Origin of the sequence: Arenimonas sp. (genome assembly GCF_041919775.1) — a bacterium.
Classification (GTDB): Bacteria; Pseudomonadota; Gammaproteobacteria; order Xanthomonadales; family Xanthomonadaceae; genus Arenimonas.
In genome coordinates, this window is the sequence record NZ_JAYRTE010000010.1 from 14,181 (window position 1) to 28,353 (window position 14,173).

Annotated in this window: 16 protein-coding genes; 13 read left to right on the top strand and 3 right to left on the bottom strand. The window is 71.0% G+C overall.

Going from position 1 to position 14,173, the window contains the following annotated elements; all coding sequences use genetic code 11:
• Positions 1–19 precede the first annotated feature (19 nt).
• The 4 genes from ACE3TE_RS07505 to recO are packed head-to-tail and all read left to right on the top strand — an operon-like array spanning position 20 to position 2,669.
• Entirely contained in the window at positions 20–397 is a 378-nt protein-coding gene (locus ACE3TE_RS07505) for a DUF4845 domain-containing protein (RefSeq protein WP_374603672.1), read from the top strand.
• A complete protein-coding gene (gene rnc / locus ACE3TE_RS07510; protein ID WP_374603674.1) occupies positions 394–1,050 on the top strand; it encodes a ribonuclease III in 657 nt (218 codons plus the stop codon). The genes ACE3TE_RS07505 and rnc overlap by 4 nt, the downstream gene beginning before the upstream one ends.
• Positions 1,047–1,952 (top strand): GTPase Era, encoded by a 906-nt coding sequence (gene era / locus ACE3TE_RS07515; protein ID WP_374603676.1) that lies wholly within the window; start codon positions 1,047–1,049, stop codon positions 1,950–1,952. The genes rnc and era overlap by 4 nt, the downstream gene beginning before the upstream one ends.
• 3 nt (positions 1,953–1,955) lie before the next feature.
• Positions 1,956–2,669 (top strand): DNA repair protein RecO, encoded by a 714-nt coding sequence (recO, locus tag ACE3TE_RS07520; RefSeq protein WP_374603678.1) that lies wholly within the window; start codon positions 1,956–1,958, stop codon positions 2,667–2,669.
• Between the two features lie 6 nt (positions 2,670–2,675).
• Here recO and ACE3TE_RS07525 read toward each other — a convergent pair whose 3' ends face one another.
• Entirely contained in the window at positions 2,676–3,347 is a 672-nt protein-coding gene (locus ACE3TE_RS07525; RefSeq protein WP_374603680.1) for a response regulator, read from the bottom strand.
• Between ACE3TE_RS07525 and ACE3TE_RS07530 the strand changes: the two genes are divergently transcribed.
• The 9 genes from ACE3TE_RS07530 to ACE3TE_RS07570 all read left to right on the top strand — a co-directional run bounded on the left by ACE3TE_RS07530 (position 3,346) and on the right by ACE3TE_RS07570 (position 11,805).
• Positions 3,346–5,367 carry a hypothetical protein gene (locus ACE3TE_RS07530; RefSeq protein ID WP_374603681.1) on the top strand — a complete coding sequence of 674 codons (2,022 nt, stop codon included), beginning with the start codon at positions 3,346–3,348 and terminating at the stop codon, positions 5,365–5,367. The genes ACE3TE_RS07525 and ACE3TE_RS07530 overlap by 2 nt on opposite strands.
• 11 nt (positions 5,368–5,378) lie before the next feature.
• On the top strand, positions 5,379–5,984 hold the full coding sequence (locus ACE3TE_RS07535; protein WP_374603683.1) for a YdbL family protein: 606 nt from the start codon (positions 5,379–5,381) through the stop codon (positions 5,982–5,984).
• Between the two features lie 101 nt (positions 5,985–6,085).
• Positions 6,086–7,405, top strand: a complete 1,320-nt coding sequence (gene rlmD, locus ACE3TE_RS07540; RefSeq protein WP_374603685.1) for a 23S rRNA (uracil(1939)-C(5))-methyltransferase RlmD — start codon at positions 6,086–6,088, stop codon at positions 7,403–7,405.
• A 3-nt stretch (positions 7,406–7,408) separates the two neighbouring features.
• Positions 7,409–7,912 (top strand): CYTH domain-containing protein, encoded by a 504-nt coding sequence (locus ACE3TE_RS07545; protein WP_374603687.1) that lies wholly within the window; start codon positions 7,409–7,411, stop codon positions 7,910–7,912.
• Entirely contained in the window at positions 7,912–8,922 is a 1,011-nt protein-coding gene (gene nagZ, locus ACE3TE_RS07550) for a beta-N-acetylhexosaminidase (RefSeq protein ID WP_374603689.1), read from the top strand. Before ACE3TE_RS07545 ends, nagZ begins: the two co-directional genes overlap by 1 nt.
• Before the next feature lies 1 nt (position 8,923).
• Positions 8,924–9,475 carry a hypoxanthine-guanine phosphoribosyltransferase gene (locus tag ACE3TE_RS07555; RefSeq protein ID WP_374603691.1) on the top strand — a complete coding sequence of 184 codons (552 nt, stop codon included), beginning with the start codon at positions 8,924–8,926 and terminating at the stop codon, positions 9,473–9,475.
• 2 nt (positions 9,476–9,477) lie between these two features.
• Positions 9,478–10,221 (top strand): S-methyl-5'-thioinosine phosphorylase, encoded by a 744-nt coding sequence (locus tag ACE3TE_RS07560; RefSeq protein ID WP_374603693.1) that lies wholly within the window; start codon positions 9,478–9,480, stop codon positions 10,219–10,221.
• 99 nt (positions 10,222–10,320) lie between these two features.
• Positions 10,321–10,524 (top strand): cold-shock protein, encoded by a 204-nt coding sequence (locus tag ACE3TE_RS07565; protein WP_374603695.1) that lies wholly within the window; start codon positions 10,321–10,323, stop codon positions 10,522–10,524.
• Positions 10,525–10,587: 63 nt separating this feature from the next.
• On the top strand, positions 10,588–11,805 hold the full coding sequence (locus tag ACE3TE_RS07570; RefSeq protein WP_374603697.1) for an FAD-dependent oxidoreductase: 1,218 nt from the start codon (positions 10,588–10,590) through the stop codon (positions 11,803–11,805).
• Positions 11,806–11,807: 2 nt separating this feature from the next.
• Here the strand turns inward: ACE3TE_RS07570 and ACE3TE_RS07575 are convergent, their stop codons facing one another.
• Positions 11,808–13,577: an ABC transporter transmembrane domain-containing protein gene (locus ACE3TE_RS07575; RefSeq protein ID WP_374603699.1), complete on the bottom strand. Its 1,770-nt coding sequence runs from the start codon at positions 13,575–13,577 to the stop codon at positions 11,808–11,810.
• Complete coding sequence (locus ACE3TE_RS07580) at positions 13,574–14,173, bottom strand: YigZ family protein (RefSeq protein ID WP_374603794.1); 600 nt, start codon at positions 14,171–14,173, stop codon at positions 13,574–13,576. The genes ACE3TE_RS07575 and ACE3TE_RS07580 overlap by 4 nt, the downstream gene beginning before the upstream one ends.

Here is a 14,173-nt window from a genome sequence, read left to right on the forward strand (position 1 = left end):
AATCCCCGGGGGAGTGGACATGGTTAGCAAGCCGCGTGGCATGACATTGATGAGCTTCGTGATCGTCTTGGTGGTGGTGGGCTTCTTCGCCCTGGTCATCATGAAGCTGTTCCCGATGTACAGCGAGTACTACAACCTGACGAAGGTGATGGAGGAATACGCGGCGCAGCCGAACTCGGCCTCCAATTCTCCGCAGCAGCTGCAGAGTGAGCTCAACCGTCGCTTCGGCATCGCCTACATCGAATCGGTGGAGAAGGACGACATCAAGGTCATTCGCGACAAGGGCGTCAGCAAACTCAACATTGCCTACGAGAAGCGCGTCGCATTGTTCGGCAACCTCGACATCGTCGGCAAGTTCGACAAGACCGTGCAGCTCCAGGGCCGACCGGGCGAGTGACCGACCCGCTCGGCCACCGTTTCAGATCACCCGAACTGCTGCAACAGGCCCTCCGGCACCGCAGCGCCGGTTCGCCGCACAACGAGCGCCTGGAATTCCTCGGCGACGCCCTGCTCAACCTGGTCGTCGCCGAGGCGCTTTACGCACGCTGGCCCAAGGCCGACGAAGGCACGCTGACGCGCGCCCGCGCCAGCCTGGTGCGCGAGTCCTCGCTGGCCGAGCTGGCGCGCCGCCTGCAGCTGGGCGACCGGCTCGAGCTCGGGCCCGGCGAGATGAAGAGCGGCGGCCACCGCCGCGATTCGATCCTGGCCGACGCCGTCGAGGCCATCATCGGCGCCATCCATCTTGATGCCGGCTTCGAGGCCTGCCGGACCGCGGTGCTGGCCTGGTTCGAAACCTCGCTGGACGAACTGCCCACCGGCAAGGCCGAAAAAGACCCCAAGACCCGGCTGCAGGAATGGCTTCAGGGGCGCCAGCTGCCGCGCCCGAACTACCGCCTCATCGCCACCACCGGCGACGACCACGCGCGCGTCTTCCACGTCGCCTGCGAAACCACCGAACCCCCGCGCGAGGAAGAGGCCGAGGCCAGCTCCCTGCGTGCCGCCGAACAACTCGCCGCCGAACGCGTCCTGGCGACGCTGGAGCCCAAGTGACCCCCGCCGAATCCACTCCCTACCGTGCCGGCACCGTCGCCGTGCTCGGCCGCCCCAATGTCGGCAAGTCCACCCTGGTCAACGCCCTGGTCGGTGCCAAGGTCAGCATCGTCTCGCCGCGGCCCCAGACCACGCGCCACCGCCTGCTGGGCATCGCCAGCTTCGAGAACGGGCAGTTGCTGCTGGTCGACACCCCCGGCATCCACCGCGAACAGAAGCGGGCCATGAACCGCATGATGAACCGCGCCGCGCGCGGCGCCGTCGAGGGCGTCGATGCCGCCGCGCTGGTGATCGAGGCCGGCCGCTGGACCGAAGAGGACGCGCTCGCCTACGGCGCCCTGCATGCCGCCGGCGTGCCCGTCGCCCTGGTGGTCAACAAGGTCGACAAGATGGCGGACAAGACGGCGCTGCTGCCCTTCATCGCCGAGGTCACGCGCGAGCGCCTGTTCGCCTCGGTGCACCTGGTGTCCGCGCTCAAGTCCAAGGGTCTCGACGTCCTGGTCAAGGACCTGCTTTACCTGATGCCCGAGTCGGCGCCGCTGTACGGCGAAGATGAAATCACGGACCGCAGCGAGCGTTTCCTGGCCGGCGAACTGGTGCGCGAACAGCTGATGCTGCGCCTGGGCGAGGAGCTGCCGTATTCGACCACGGTGGAGATCGAGCGCTTCGAGGAAGACGGCGAGATGCTGCGCATCGCCGCCATCGTCTGGGTCGAGCGCGAGGGCCAGAAGCCCATCGTCATCGGCAAGGGCGGCGAACGCATGAAGGCCATCAGCACCGGCGCCCGCATCGGCATGGAGCGCCTGTTCGGCCGCAAGGTCTTCCTTGAGACCTGGTGCCGCGTGCGCGAGGGCTGGTCGGACGACGAGGCCGCGCTGCGGCGTTTCGGCTATTCGGACTGAACCATGCGCGTGCTCGCGCAGCCGGCCTTCGTGCTGCACGCGCGCCCCTGGCGCGAAACCAGCCTGATCGTGGAACTGCTGACCCGTGATCACGGCCGGGTCGGCGTGGTCGCGCGCGGCGTGCAGGGCGCCAGGCGCCATCCGCTGCGCGCCGCCCTGCAGCCGCTGCAGCAGCTTCGTGCAGATTTCCTGCCGCGCGGCGAACTGGCCCGGCTGCTGCAGGCCGAGGCCATTGACGCCGCGCCGCGCCTGGCCGGCGACGCGCTGATGGCCGCCTTCTACGTCAACGAACTCGTGCTGCGCCTGCTGCCGCGCAACGACCCGGCGCCCGAACTGTTCGAACGCTACGGCGAACTGCGTGCGCGGCTCGGCGAGAGTCCGGTCCTGGCCTGGGAGCTGCGGCGCTTCGAACGCGACCTGCTGGAACTGCTCGGTTACGGCCTGTCCTTCGAAGAAGGCGAGGACGGCGAACCGCTCGACCCGGCCGCGCGCTACCTGCTCGACGCCGAACGCGGTGCGCTGCGCGACCGCAGCCATGCGCCCGGATCGACCTCGGGCGCGGCACTGATGGCGCTGGCCCAGGACCGGCAGCCGCCGCCGGAGCAGTTGCAGGAACTGCGCGGCGCACTGCGCGGCGTGCTGGCCACCCACCTGGGCCCGACCGGGCTGAAGTCTTGGGGCCTGCTGTCCGAACTGGCGCGGTTGGGACGCGACTGAGCCCGCTCAGGCGCCGCCGAGCAGGCGGTCGCAGCACGCCTCGAAACGAAGCAGGGCAGGGGCATCCAGGGGCGCCGCGTGCAGGCTCCGGACCGCTGCCAGCAGGGGCAGGGCGCCGACGAAACCACAGCCGCCCTTGAGCCGGTGCAGGATGGCGCGGGCACCGGCTTCGTCGCCGGCCCGGCAGGCCTGAACCACCTGCCGTCGCTGGTCCGGAAGTTCTTCCAGGAACAGGTGGCGCAGTGTCTGCAGCGCGGCGGCCTGGCCGGCGACTGCGGCCAGGGCGGCGACCTCGTCCCAGGGCGGCAGCTGTTCCGGCGGCAGCAGCGCCGCGACGGCGGCGCGAAGTTCGGCCAGGGCCAGGGGTTTCGCCAGGATCCGCTGGAAACCGCGCGGCATCGCGTCCGGGTCGGCGCTCAGCGCCAGGGCCGGCGTGTGCAGCCCGCGGTCGCGCAGGCGGGCAAGGAGCTCATCGCCGCGCCCATCGGGAAGCTGCAGGTCGAACAGCCACAGGGCGTGCGTGCCTCGGGTTGCCAGCGCGTCGGCGTCGGCCACGTTGGTGGCCAGGTCCACGGCGGCCGGCAGCGGCAACAGGCCCGCCTGCAGCGCGGCCGCGCTGGCGGGGTCGTCTTCGAGCAGCAGCAGGCGCGGTGGCAAAGGCACTATGCTGGCCAGCATGCGGCGACCTTCCCGACTCGGCAAGTTCCTGTGCGGCGTGATGCTGGTGGCCGCGGTGCAAGCGGTGCCTGCCCGGGAGCTGCAGCTGCAGGTGGGCGCGGTGCGCAATGAAGCCGCCAGCCTAAGCGACGTCCGGGTCAGCCTGGACTGGCCGGACGGCGCGGCGACCGGTGAACTGGGCCTGGAAGCGGCGCGCCTGCAGGTGCCGTCGCTGGGCCAGGACCTGCGGGCGGTTCGCTGGCGCTGTCCGCTGGCGCGCGACGGGCAGGGCCAGTTGCGCTGCGAAGGGCCGGTGGCTGCGACGGGCGGCAGCGGTTCGCTGGCTGTGTCGTTCTCCGCGGCCAGCATCGACGCGGCGCTGGCGACGCAGGGCAGCGGCCTCGACTACGCCTGGCGCGCCGGCGCGCCCGACCGGCACCGGGTCGACCTTCGCGCGGTGCCCGTGGCCTGGCTGCGGGCCTTCCTGTCGACGCTGTGGGAAGACGGCCAGTGGACCGGTGGCCGCCTTGCCGGCAGCGTGACCGTGGTGACCGGCGATGCTCTCTCCGTCGATGCCGACCTCGCGCTCGCGGACGTGGGCCTGGAAACACCCGACGGCTGGCTGGCCGCCGCCGGCATGCAGGGCCGGCTGCAGGTGGATTACAACGGTGACGAACGACGGCCGCTGACCCGCGTCGCCTACACCGCGCGGGGCGGCGAGTTCCTCGTCGGCAACCTGTACGTGCCCCTGCCGGCGTCACCGGTCCAGGTGGACGTGGAGATGTCGCCGCGACCGGGCGGGGGCTGGGACCTGCCGGCCTTTTCCTGGCGGGACGAGGGCGTGCTGCGGGCCAGCGGCTCGGCGCGGCTGGGTGCCGGCAATGCGCCGACGGACCTCGACCTCAGGCTTGCCCTCGACGGGCTCGCGACCGCGCGCGAGCGCTACCTCAGCGGTTTCCTCGCGCCGGCCGGTTTTGCCGACCTGGTGCTCACCGGCGGACTGCAGGCGCGGCTTCGCCTCGTCGGTGGCGAGTGGCGCGCGATGTCGGTGGGCCTCGAACGCCTGAATGCCATCGACCCGCGCCAGCGCTTCACGCTGGCGGGCCTGCACGGCAACCTGCGCTGGAATGCCGGCGGCGAGGCCGCGCCCGGCGAGCTGGCCTGGGACAGCGCGGCGCTGTTCGGGATCGGACTCGGCCATGCCCGCCTGGGCTTCGACGGCGCCGGTGGCCAGCTGCAGCTGCGCGAGCCGGTGTCGGTCCCCGTGCTCGAGGGCCAGCTGCGCCTGGACCACCTGCGCTGGCAACCGCCCTCGGACGGGCAGGGCATCCGCTTTGCGCTGGGGGCGACCCTGCAGGACCTGGACCTGGGCAGCCTGTCCCAGCGCCTGGGCTGGCCGGACTTCGAGGGCAGCATCAGCGGCCGCATTCCGGCGGCCAGGTACCAGGACAACCGGCTGGCGCTGGACGGTGGACTGACCATGCAGCTGTTCGGAGGCTCGGTGGCCCTGTCGAGCCTGGAAATGGAGCGGCCCTTCGGCGTCGCGCCGACGCTGTCGGCAGACGTGGTGATCGAGGACATCGACCTCGAGCCGCTGACCGCCGCGTTCGGGTTTGGTTCGATCACCGGCCGGCTCGATGGCCGCATCGCCGGATTGCGCATGGTGGACTGGTCGCCGGTGGCCTTCGACGCCCGCCTGCAGTCGGATCCGGACTATCGCGGACGGCGACGGATCAGCCAGCGCGCGGTCGAGGACATTTCGAAGGTCGGCGGCGGTGGCGGGCTGATGGGCGGCCTGCAGGCGCAGGCCCTGCGGCTGTTCGACGACTTCCGCTACGCGCGCCTGGGCCTGGCCTGCCGGCTTCGCGACAACGTCTGCCAGATGGACGGCGTGGATTCAGCGGGTGATGGCTATACCATCGTGCAGGGAGCGGGCCTGCCACGCATCCAGGTGGTGGGCTTCCGCCGCCGCGTCGACTGGCCCACGCTGGTGGACCGCCTGAAGGCGGCCACCGAAGGGCAAACCCCGGTCATCCAATAGAGGACAAGACAATGGGCAAGAATCTCAAGCGGCGGCTGCTCGCGCCGATGCTGGCGCTGGCGGTGTTTGCGCTCGGTGCCTGCGTCACGATCAACGTCTACTTCCCGGCGGCCGAGGCCCAGCAGGCGGCCGAGGAATTCGTGGAAAAGGTGCTCGACGAGAAGGCCTCGGACGAGGGGAGTGAACCCCAGGCCTGGGTCCCGCCGGCGCGCCAGCGCTGGAGCCCGCTGAACCTGCTGGTTTCGCAGGCCCACGCTCAAGAGGCCGACATCACGATCCGCACGCCGGCCATCCAGGCGATCCAGGACCGCATGGCCGAACGCTTCCAGTCCGGACTGCGCCCGCATTTTGATACCGGCGCCCTGGGGTTCGGCAATGACGGCCTGGTGGTGCTTCGCGAGGCCGGCAAGGTGCCGCTGAAGGACCGGGTGGCGGTGAACCAGCTGGTGGCCGACGACAACCGCGACCGCAACGCCGTCTATCGCGAGATCGCGGTGGCCAATAACCACCCGGAGTGGGAAGACCAGATCCGCCAGACCTTCTCGCGCCAGTGGATCGCCAGCGCCCGCGCGGGCTGGTGGTACCAGGCCGCCGACGGTTCCTGGAAACAAAAGTAGGAGCGCCTTCAGGCGCGAATCCTTCCGGATCCGAGGGGTCCGGCAAGCACCCGGGGCGCGGATTTGCGACAATCCGCGCCCCTTTGTTTTCGGCATCACCCGTGGCCCGTACCCGTTTCAAGCAGCGTCCGCCCTTCGAAATCGAGATCACCGACCTGAGCCACGACGGCCGCGGGGTCGGCCACCGCGAGGGCAAGGCGATCTTCGTCACCGGCGCGCTGCCCGGCGAAACCGTGCGGGTCGAGCAGACCGGCCGCAACCGCCATTTCGACGAGGGCCGCACGCTCGAGCTGCTGGTCGCCTCGCCCGACCGCATCGAGCCGCGCTGCCCGCATTTCGGCACCTGCGCCGGCTGCGTGCTCCAGCACCTTGCCGAATCGCGCCAGATCGCCGCCAAACACGGCGTGCTGATGGACAACCTGCAGCGCATCGGCCACGTGGCCCCCGACCAGGTGCTCGAACCCCTGGTGGACGCCGCCTGGGGCTACCGGCGCAAGGGCCGCTTCTCGGTGCGCTTCGTGGAGAAGAAAGGCAAGACGGTCGTGGGCTTCCGGGAAAGCAACCCGCGCTTCGTCGCCGACCTGTCGGTCTGCCACACCGTCATCCCGGAAATCGGCGAGCGCCTGCCGGCGCTGTCGGCGCTGGTGGACAGCCTGGACGGCAAGCGCACGCTGCCGCAGATCGAGTTCATCGCCGGCGAACAGGGCGTGGCGCTGGTGTTCCGCCATCTCGAGCCGCTGTCGGCCGACGACCAGGCGCGCCTGGTGGCGTTCGCGAAGGAAACCGGATTCGCGGTGCTGCTGCAGCCGGGCGGCATCGACACGGTGAAGCCGCTTTGGCCGGAGCAGCTGGAGCTTTCCTTCGCGCTGCCCGACTTCGACCTGCACCTGGCCTTCCGGCCGCTGGACTTCATCCAGGTCAACGCCGGCCTGAACGACAAGATGATCCGGCGCGCGCTGGAGCTGCTCGATCCGCAGCCCGAAGACCGCGTGCTCGACCTGTTCTGCGGCCTGGGCAATTTCACGCTGCCGCTGGCGCGGCGCGCCGGCCACGTGGTCGGCGTCGAGGGTGACGCCGGGCTGGTGGCGCGCGCGCGCGAAAACGCCGACCGCAACCAGGTCGGCAACGTCGAGTTCCACGCCGCCGACCTCGCCAAGGACCTGGCCGGCGAGTCCTGGATGAAGGCCGGCTTCGACAAGCTGCTGCTCGACCCGCCGCGCGCCGGCGCCGCCGAGGTGCTCGCGCAGCTGCCGCTCAAGGGCATCCGTCGCATCGTCTACGTGTCCTGCCACCCGGGTTCGCTGGCGCGCGACGCCGGCTTCCTGGTGCGCGAGCGGGGTTACAGGCTCGTGGCGGCGGGTGCGATGGACATGTTCCCGCAGACCGCGCACGTCGAATCGATCGCGCTGTTCGAGAAATAGGCCATGGGCATCGAGATCGAACGCAAGTTCCTGGTCACCGACGAGCGCTGGCGCGAAGGCGCGACGCGCTCGGTGCGCATGGCCCAGGGCTACATCAACGACATGGCCGCGCTGCGCGACGCCCGGCAGAACGCCTCGGTGCGCGTGCGCATCGCCGGCGACGCCGCCTTCCTCAACCTCAAGTCGCGCGAGCCCGGCCACACCCGGCAGGAATTCGACTACGCCATCCCGGTGGCCGACGCCGAGGCGCTGCTGGCGCTGTGCGTGGGCGGGCGCATCGACAAGGTGCGGCACTACGTCGTGCACGCCGGCCACACCTGGGAAGTGGATGAGTTCGCCGGCGACAACGCCGGCCTGGTCGTGGCCGAGCTGGAACTTGCGTCCGCCGACGAAGCTTTCGAACGCCCCGCCTGGCTGGGCCGGGAAGTCACCGACGAGACCCGCTGGTACAACCTGGCGCTGGCCGAGCGCCCCTATTCGCGCTGGAACGCGCAGGAGAAAACCTGATGCTGGTGATTGGAATCGGCGGCCTGGCGCTGTCGGCTGAGGAACGGGAATGGCTGCAGGACCCGCGGGTGTCGGGCGTGATCCTGTTCAAGCGCAACTTCGAATCCCGCGCCCAGGCCGGCGAACTCTGCCAGGCCATCCGCGAGGCCGCGCCGCGTCCGCAGCTGCTGTGCGTGGACCAGGAAGGCGGGCGCGTGCAGCGTTTCCGCGAGGGTTATTCCGATTTGCCGGCGCTGGAAGGCTTCGGCCACCTGTACGCGACGGATCGGGACGCCGCGCTGGCCCTGGCCCGCGAGCACGCCTGGCTGATGGCCAGCGAGATCCTCGCCACCGGCCTGGACCTGAGCTTCGCGCCGGTCGTGGACCTGGGTCGCGGCAACCTGGCGATCGGCAACCGCGCCTTCCACGCCGAGCCGGGCATCGTCGCGGACTTCTGCCGCGCCTATGTCGCCGGCCTGCACGAAGCCGGCATGGCCGCGACCATCAAACACTTCCCGGGCCACGGCTCGGTGCTCGAGGACACGCACTTCGACGATGCCGTCGATCCGCGCCCGCTGGCTGACCTGCAGGCGCTGGACCTGGTGCCTTTCGCCGCCGGCATCGACGCCGGCGCCGAGGCGGTGATGATGGCGCACGTGAAGTACCCGGCGGTCGCGCCCGAACCGGCGGGTTATTCCCCGCGCTGGATCCGCGACATCCTGCGCCGCGACATGGGCTTTGGCGGCGTCGTCTTCAGCGACGACATCGGCATGGCCGCGGCCGAATCCGCCGGTGGCGTGAAGGCACGCATCGATGCCCACCTCGACGCCGGCTGCGACGCCGTGCTGGTGTGCACGCCGGCGCTGGTGGCCGATTCGCTGCAAGCGGTCGCCGATCGCGAGCCCGCGCCGGCCGGCCTGCTGGCGCCGCTGTTCGCGCGCCGGTTCCCGGCCTGGGAAACGCTGCTGGCGGAGCCGCGTTACGATGGGGCCCGCGCTGCGCTGCGAAGCATCGAGCAAGGAGTTGCCTGACATGTCCCACGACCTCGGGGCCGCGCTGGCCCGGTCCGACCTGCTGTTCGACCGGCAGGCGGTGCAAGCCGGCATCGAACGCATCGCCGGTGAAATCGACCAGGCCTATGCCGGCACACCCGGAGAGCGCCCGCTGCTGCTGACCGTGATGCACGGCGGCCTGCCGTTCGCCGCGCAGCTGGCGATGGCCATGAAGACGGACCTGCAGTTCGACTACCTTCACGCCACGCGCTACCGCGGCGCCACCCAGGGCAGCGGGCTGGAATGGCGGCACCGCCCGGCGACGCCGCTGCAGGGCCGGCGGGTGCTGGTGGCCGACGACATCCTCGACGAAGGCCATACGCTCAAGGCCATCCTCGACTGGTGCCAGGAGCAGGGGGCGGCCGAAACCCGGGTCGCGGTGATGGCGCTCAAGCGCCACGACCGCCGCGTCGCCGGCGTCGAGGCGCAGCACATCGCCGTCGAAGTGCCGGACCGCTACGTGTTCGGCTACGGCATGGATTATTACGAGCAGGGCCGCAACCTGCCGGGCATCTACGCGCTGAAGGATTGACCATGTCGGGCATCGACCTCGCCGTGATCGGCGGCACCGGCCTCTACCGACTCGCGGCGCTTGCCAACGTGCAGGCCGTCGAGGGCGACACACCCTACGGAGCGCCTTCCGGGCCCGTGCGCGTGGGATTGCTGGCAGGGCGCCGCGTGGCCTTCCTGGCCCGCCACGGCGAAGGCCATTCGCTGCCGCCACACCGGGTGAACTACCGCGCCAACCTGTGGCGGCTGAAGGATCTGGGCGCGTGCCGCGTGCTGGCCGTGAACACCGTCGGCGGCATCACCGACGCTTACGGTCCGCAGGTGCTGGGCCTGCCCGACCAGCTGATCGACTACACCTGGGGCCGCACCTCCAGCTTCTGGGACGGCGAGGGCGGCGAGGTGCTGCACGTGGACTTCGGCGACCCGTACACGCCGTCGCTGCGCGCCGACCTGCTGGCCGCGGCGAAGAAGGCCGGCGTCGCGCTGGTGGACGGCGGCTGTTACGGCGCCACCCAGGGACCGCGCCTGGAAACCCGCGCCGAAATCGCCCGCATGCGCCGCGACGGCTGCGACCTCGTCGGCATGACCGGCATGCCCGAAGCGGGGCTGGCCCGCGAGCTGGGCCTGGACTACGCCTGCCTGGCCATCGTCGCGAACTGGGCGGCGGGCTGCGGTGACGCCGCCGAGATCACGCTCGAGGAAGTGCTGGCCAACGTCGAGGTCGCCAGCGCCGGCCTGCCCGGCCTGCTCGAAGCCCTGCTGGGGTAATTGTCAGCCGTTTTGCCCTTGTTCATAATCGGGCCGTGCACGGGACCGAAACATCGGCACGCGGAGCACGACAGTTCCTACAGCATGTGAGGGCAAGACATGAGTTTCGGTACCGTGAAGTGGTTCAACGACGCCAAGGGTTTTGGGTTCATCGCCCCCGAAGACGGCAGCGCCGACGTGTTCGTGCACTATTCGGCCATCAGCTCGCAGGGATTCCGTTCCCTGCAGGAAGGCCAGCGGGTCAGCTTCGAGGTGGTGCAGGGCCCGAAGGGCTCGCAGGCGGCCAACGTCGTGCCGGCCTGAACCACGAGACAATGTTGCATCCGGAGCCCCGCCGAACGCGGGGCTTCGTTTTTAAGGGTGGCCATGAACCAGCTTGATATCGCCATCGTCGGTTATGGCAGCGGCGGCCAGGCCGCGGCCCTGGCGCTGTCGCGCGACGGCCACCGGGTGCAGGTGTTCGAGCAGGCGCCGGCGCTGCGGCCGGTCGGCGCCGGCTTCCTGCTCCAGCCCACGGGTCTGTCGGCGCTTTGGGAGCTGGGCCTGCTGGCGCCGGCGCTGGCCCTGGGCCGCCGGGTTGACCGCCTCTACGGTGAAAACGAAGCCGGCCGCGCGGTCATGGACATGGCCTACGCCGGCCTCGACCCACGCCTGTTCGGCCTGGGCCTGCAGCGCAACGCGCTGTTCGAACTTCTGCGCGACGCCTGGCCCGGCGCGGCCGGCGTGCACACCGGCGTGCGCATCCGCGCACTGGCACCGGGCGGTCGCGAACTGCTCGACGAGGCCGGGAGTCGGCACGGGCCCTACGACCTGATCGTGGCGGCCGATGGCGCCGCCTCCTGCCTGCGCAGCGCCGCAGGCGCGCCGCGGCTGGACCGGCCCTATCCCTGGGGCGCGCTGTGGTGCCTGCTGCCCGAAGGTGACTGGCCCTGGCGCGGCGAACTGCGGCAGCGCTATCGACGAGCCCGCGAAATGGCCGGCATGCTGCCTGTAGGCGCCCGCCCCGGCGATGCGACGCCACGCCTGAGCTTCTTCTGGAGCCTGCCGGCGGCGGCGCTGCCGGACTGGTCGCGCGAAGGGCTGCCGGCGTGGAAATCCCGGGCCACCGCGCTGTGGCCGGCGCTGGCCCCGATGCTCGAACCCATCGCGGACCCGGGCCAGCTGGCGCAGGCGCGTTACCGCGATGCGATTCCCGGCGCCTGGTCGCGCGGCCGCCTGGCCCTGCTCGGCGATGCCGCGCATGCGATGAGCCCGCAGCTGGGGCAGGGCGTGAACATGGCCCTGCTTGATGCCCTCGCCCTGCGCGACGCGCTGCGCGAAACCGCGAATGTCGAAGCCGCGCTGGCCGCCTACGGCGCCGGCCGGCGCCGGCACGTGGCGATCTACCAGTTCTGGAGCCGCTGGCTGACGCCGGTGTTCCAGTCCAAAGCCGACACCCTGGCCTGGCTGCGCGACCGCCTGTTCCTGCCGATGGGACGTCTGCCGGGCGGGCGCGGCCAGATGCTGCGCGTGCTCACCGGCACCCAGCGCGGCTGGCTGGGCCGCTACGGATTGCCGCCGGGTTTCCTCGACGCGCTGGACTGAACTCAGCCGGCCGCGGGACCGTGGTCGAACTGCAGGTGCGCCAGGTCGGCGTAAAGGCCGCCGCGCGCCAACAGTTCCGCATGCGTGCCCTGGGCGACGATGCGGCCCTGGTCCATCACCACGATGCGGTCGGCCTTGAGCACGGTCGCCAGGCGGTGCGCGATCACCAGGGTGGTGCGGCCGCGCATCAGGCGTTCGAGCGCCTGCTGCACGGCGCGTTCGCTCTGTGCATCGAGCGCGCTGGTGGCTTCGTCGAGCAGAAGCACCGGCGCGTCCTTGAGCAGGGCGCGGGCGATCGCCAGGCGCTGCTGCTGGCCACCGGAGAGGCGGGCGCCGCGTTCGCCCAGCTCACTGTCGTAGCCCTGCGGCAGCGCCGACAGGAACTCGTGCGCTTCGGCGCTGCGGGCGGCGGCTTCGATCTGGTCGTCGGTCGCCTCCAGGCGGCCGTAGCGGATGTTCTCGCGGGCGGTGGTGCCGAAGATCACCGGGTCCTGCGGCACCAGCGCGATCTGGGCGCGCAGCTGCACCGGCGCGATGTTCCGAAGGTCGTGGCCGTCGAGCGTGATCGAGCCGGCCTCGGGGTCGTGGAAACGCAGCAGCAGCTGCAGCACGGTGCTCTTGCCGGCGCCCGAGGGGCCGACCAGGGCCACGGTTTCGCCGGGCTGCAGCTCCAGGTCGAAATCCTCCAGCGCAGGGGCATCCGGGCGCGTGGGGTAGTGGAAACGAACGCCGCGCAGCGACAGGCGTCCCTGCACCGGCGTTGGCAGCGGTTCGGCGTGTTCGGGCACCGGCAGCACGGAGCGCTCGCCGAGCAGTTCGGAAATGCGCGCCATGCCGCCGGCGGCGCGCTGCACTTCGGTCCACACTTCCGCCAGCGCGCCGACCGAGCCGGCGCCGATCAGCGCGTACAGCACGAACTGGCCCAGCGTGCCTGCGGTCATCTCACCGGCGATGACGTCGCGGGCGCCGACCCAGAGCACCGCCGTGATCGAACCGAACACCAGCACGATGACGATGGCGGTCAGCGCCGCCTGCAGGCGGATGCGCTTGCGCGCCACGTCCAGCGCCAGCGCCACGGCCTGGGCGAAGCGGCCTGCCTCCCAGGATTCGCGGGCATAACTCTGCACCGTGTGCATCGCGCCCAAGGTTTCGCCGGCGCGGGCGTTGGCGTCGGCGACACGGTCCTGCGCAGCCTTGGCGACGCTGCGCACGCGCCGGCCGGAAAACGCCATCGGCAGCACGATCAGCGGGATGCCCAGCAGCACGAACAGCGCCAGCCGCGGACTGGTGACCGCCAGCATCACCGCGCTGCCCAGCACCGTGATGCCGCTGCGCAGCGCCACCGACATGCTCGAACCCACGACGCTGCGCAGCAGTTCGGCGTCGGCCGACAGCCGGGACAGCAGTTCGCCGGCGCGGGTGCGTTCGAAAAACGCCTGGTCGAGCGAAAGCAGATGCGCGTACAGCGCCCGCCGCAGGTCGGCGACCACGCGTTCGCCCAGCAGCGTGACGAAATAAAAGCGCGCCGCCGTCGCAAAGCCCAGGGCCACGGCCACGCCGAACAACAGCGCGAACCAGCGGTCGATTTCGCCGCCGGCGGTGAATCCCTGGTCGATCATGTATTTCACTGCCACCGGCAGCGCCAGCGTGGCGCTGGACGACAGCGCCAGCGCGCCCAGCCACGCGGCCACGAGGCCACGGTGTGGCCGCACGAAGGGCAGCAGCTCGCGCAGCGAATTGACGGGCGGCTTTTCGGCCGGGGTGTCGGTCATGCGGGCGGGGTCTCGTCGGTGCGCAGGCGGGCGTTGCCGCGACTGATGTCGCGCAGGCGCCGGGCCAGGGGATCGATAGTGTAGTCGGGCAGGCGCACCCGCAGGCGCAGGCCGGTTTCGTTGAAGGCCTCGCCGAGCTTTTCGCCGCCGAATTCGGCCAGCAGGCCGTGCACGGCGTTGGCCAGCTCGAAGCCGCAGGCCAGGTCGGCTTCAACCCAGGGCACCAGTTCGCGGCGCGCGGCCGTGCGCAGGCATTCCGCCGCGGCGCCGCCGTAGGCGCGCACCAGCCCGCCCACGCCCAGGTTGGTGCCGCCATACCAGCGGGTCACCACCACCATCACCTTGTCCACGCCCTGGCCTTCAATGGCGGCCAGGATCGGGCGGCCGGCGCTGCCGCCGGGTTCGCCGTCGTCGGAGGACCGGTAGTCAGCGCCGATGCGGTAGGCCCAGCAGTTGTGCGTGGCCTGCGGGTCGGCGACCTCGTGCAGGAAGGCCAGCGCGGCTTCGGCTGACTCCACCGGTGCGGCGCGGGCCAGGAAACGGCTGCGTTTGGCCTCCAGCTCGAAGGTGGCCGGGCCGGCAAGCGTCTGCGCCAC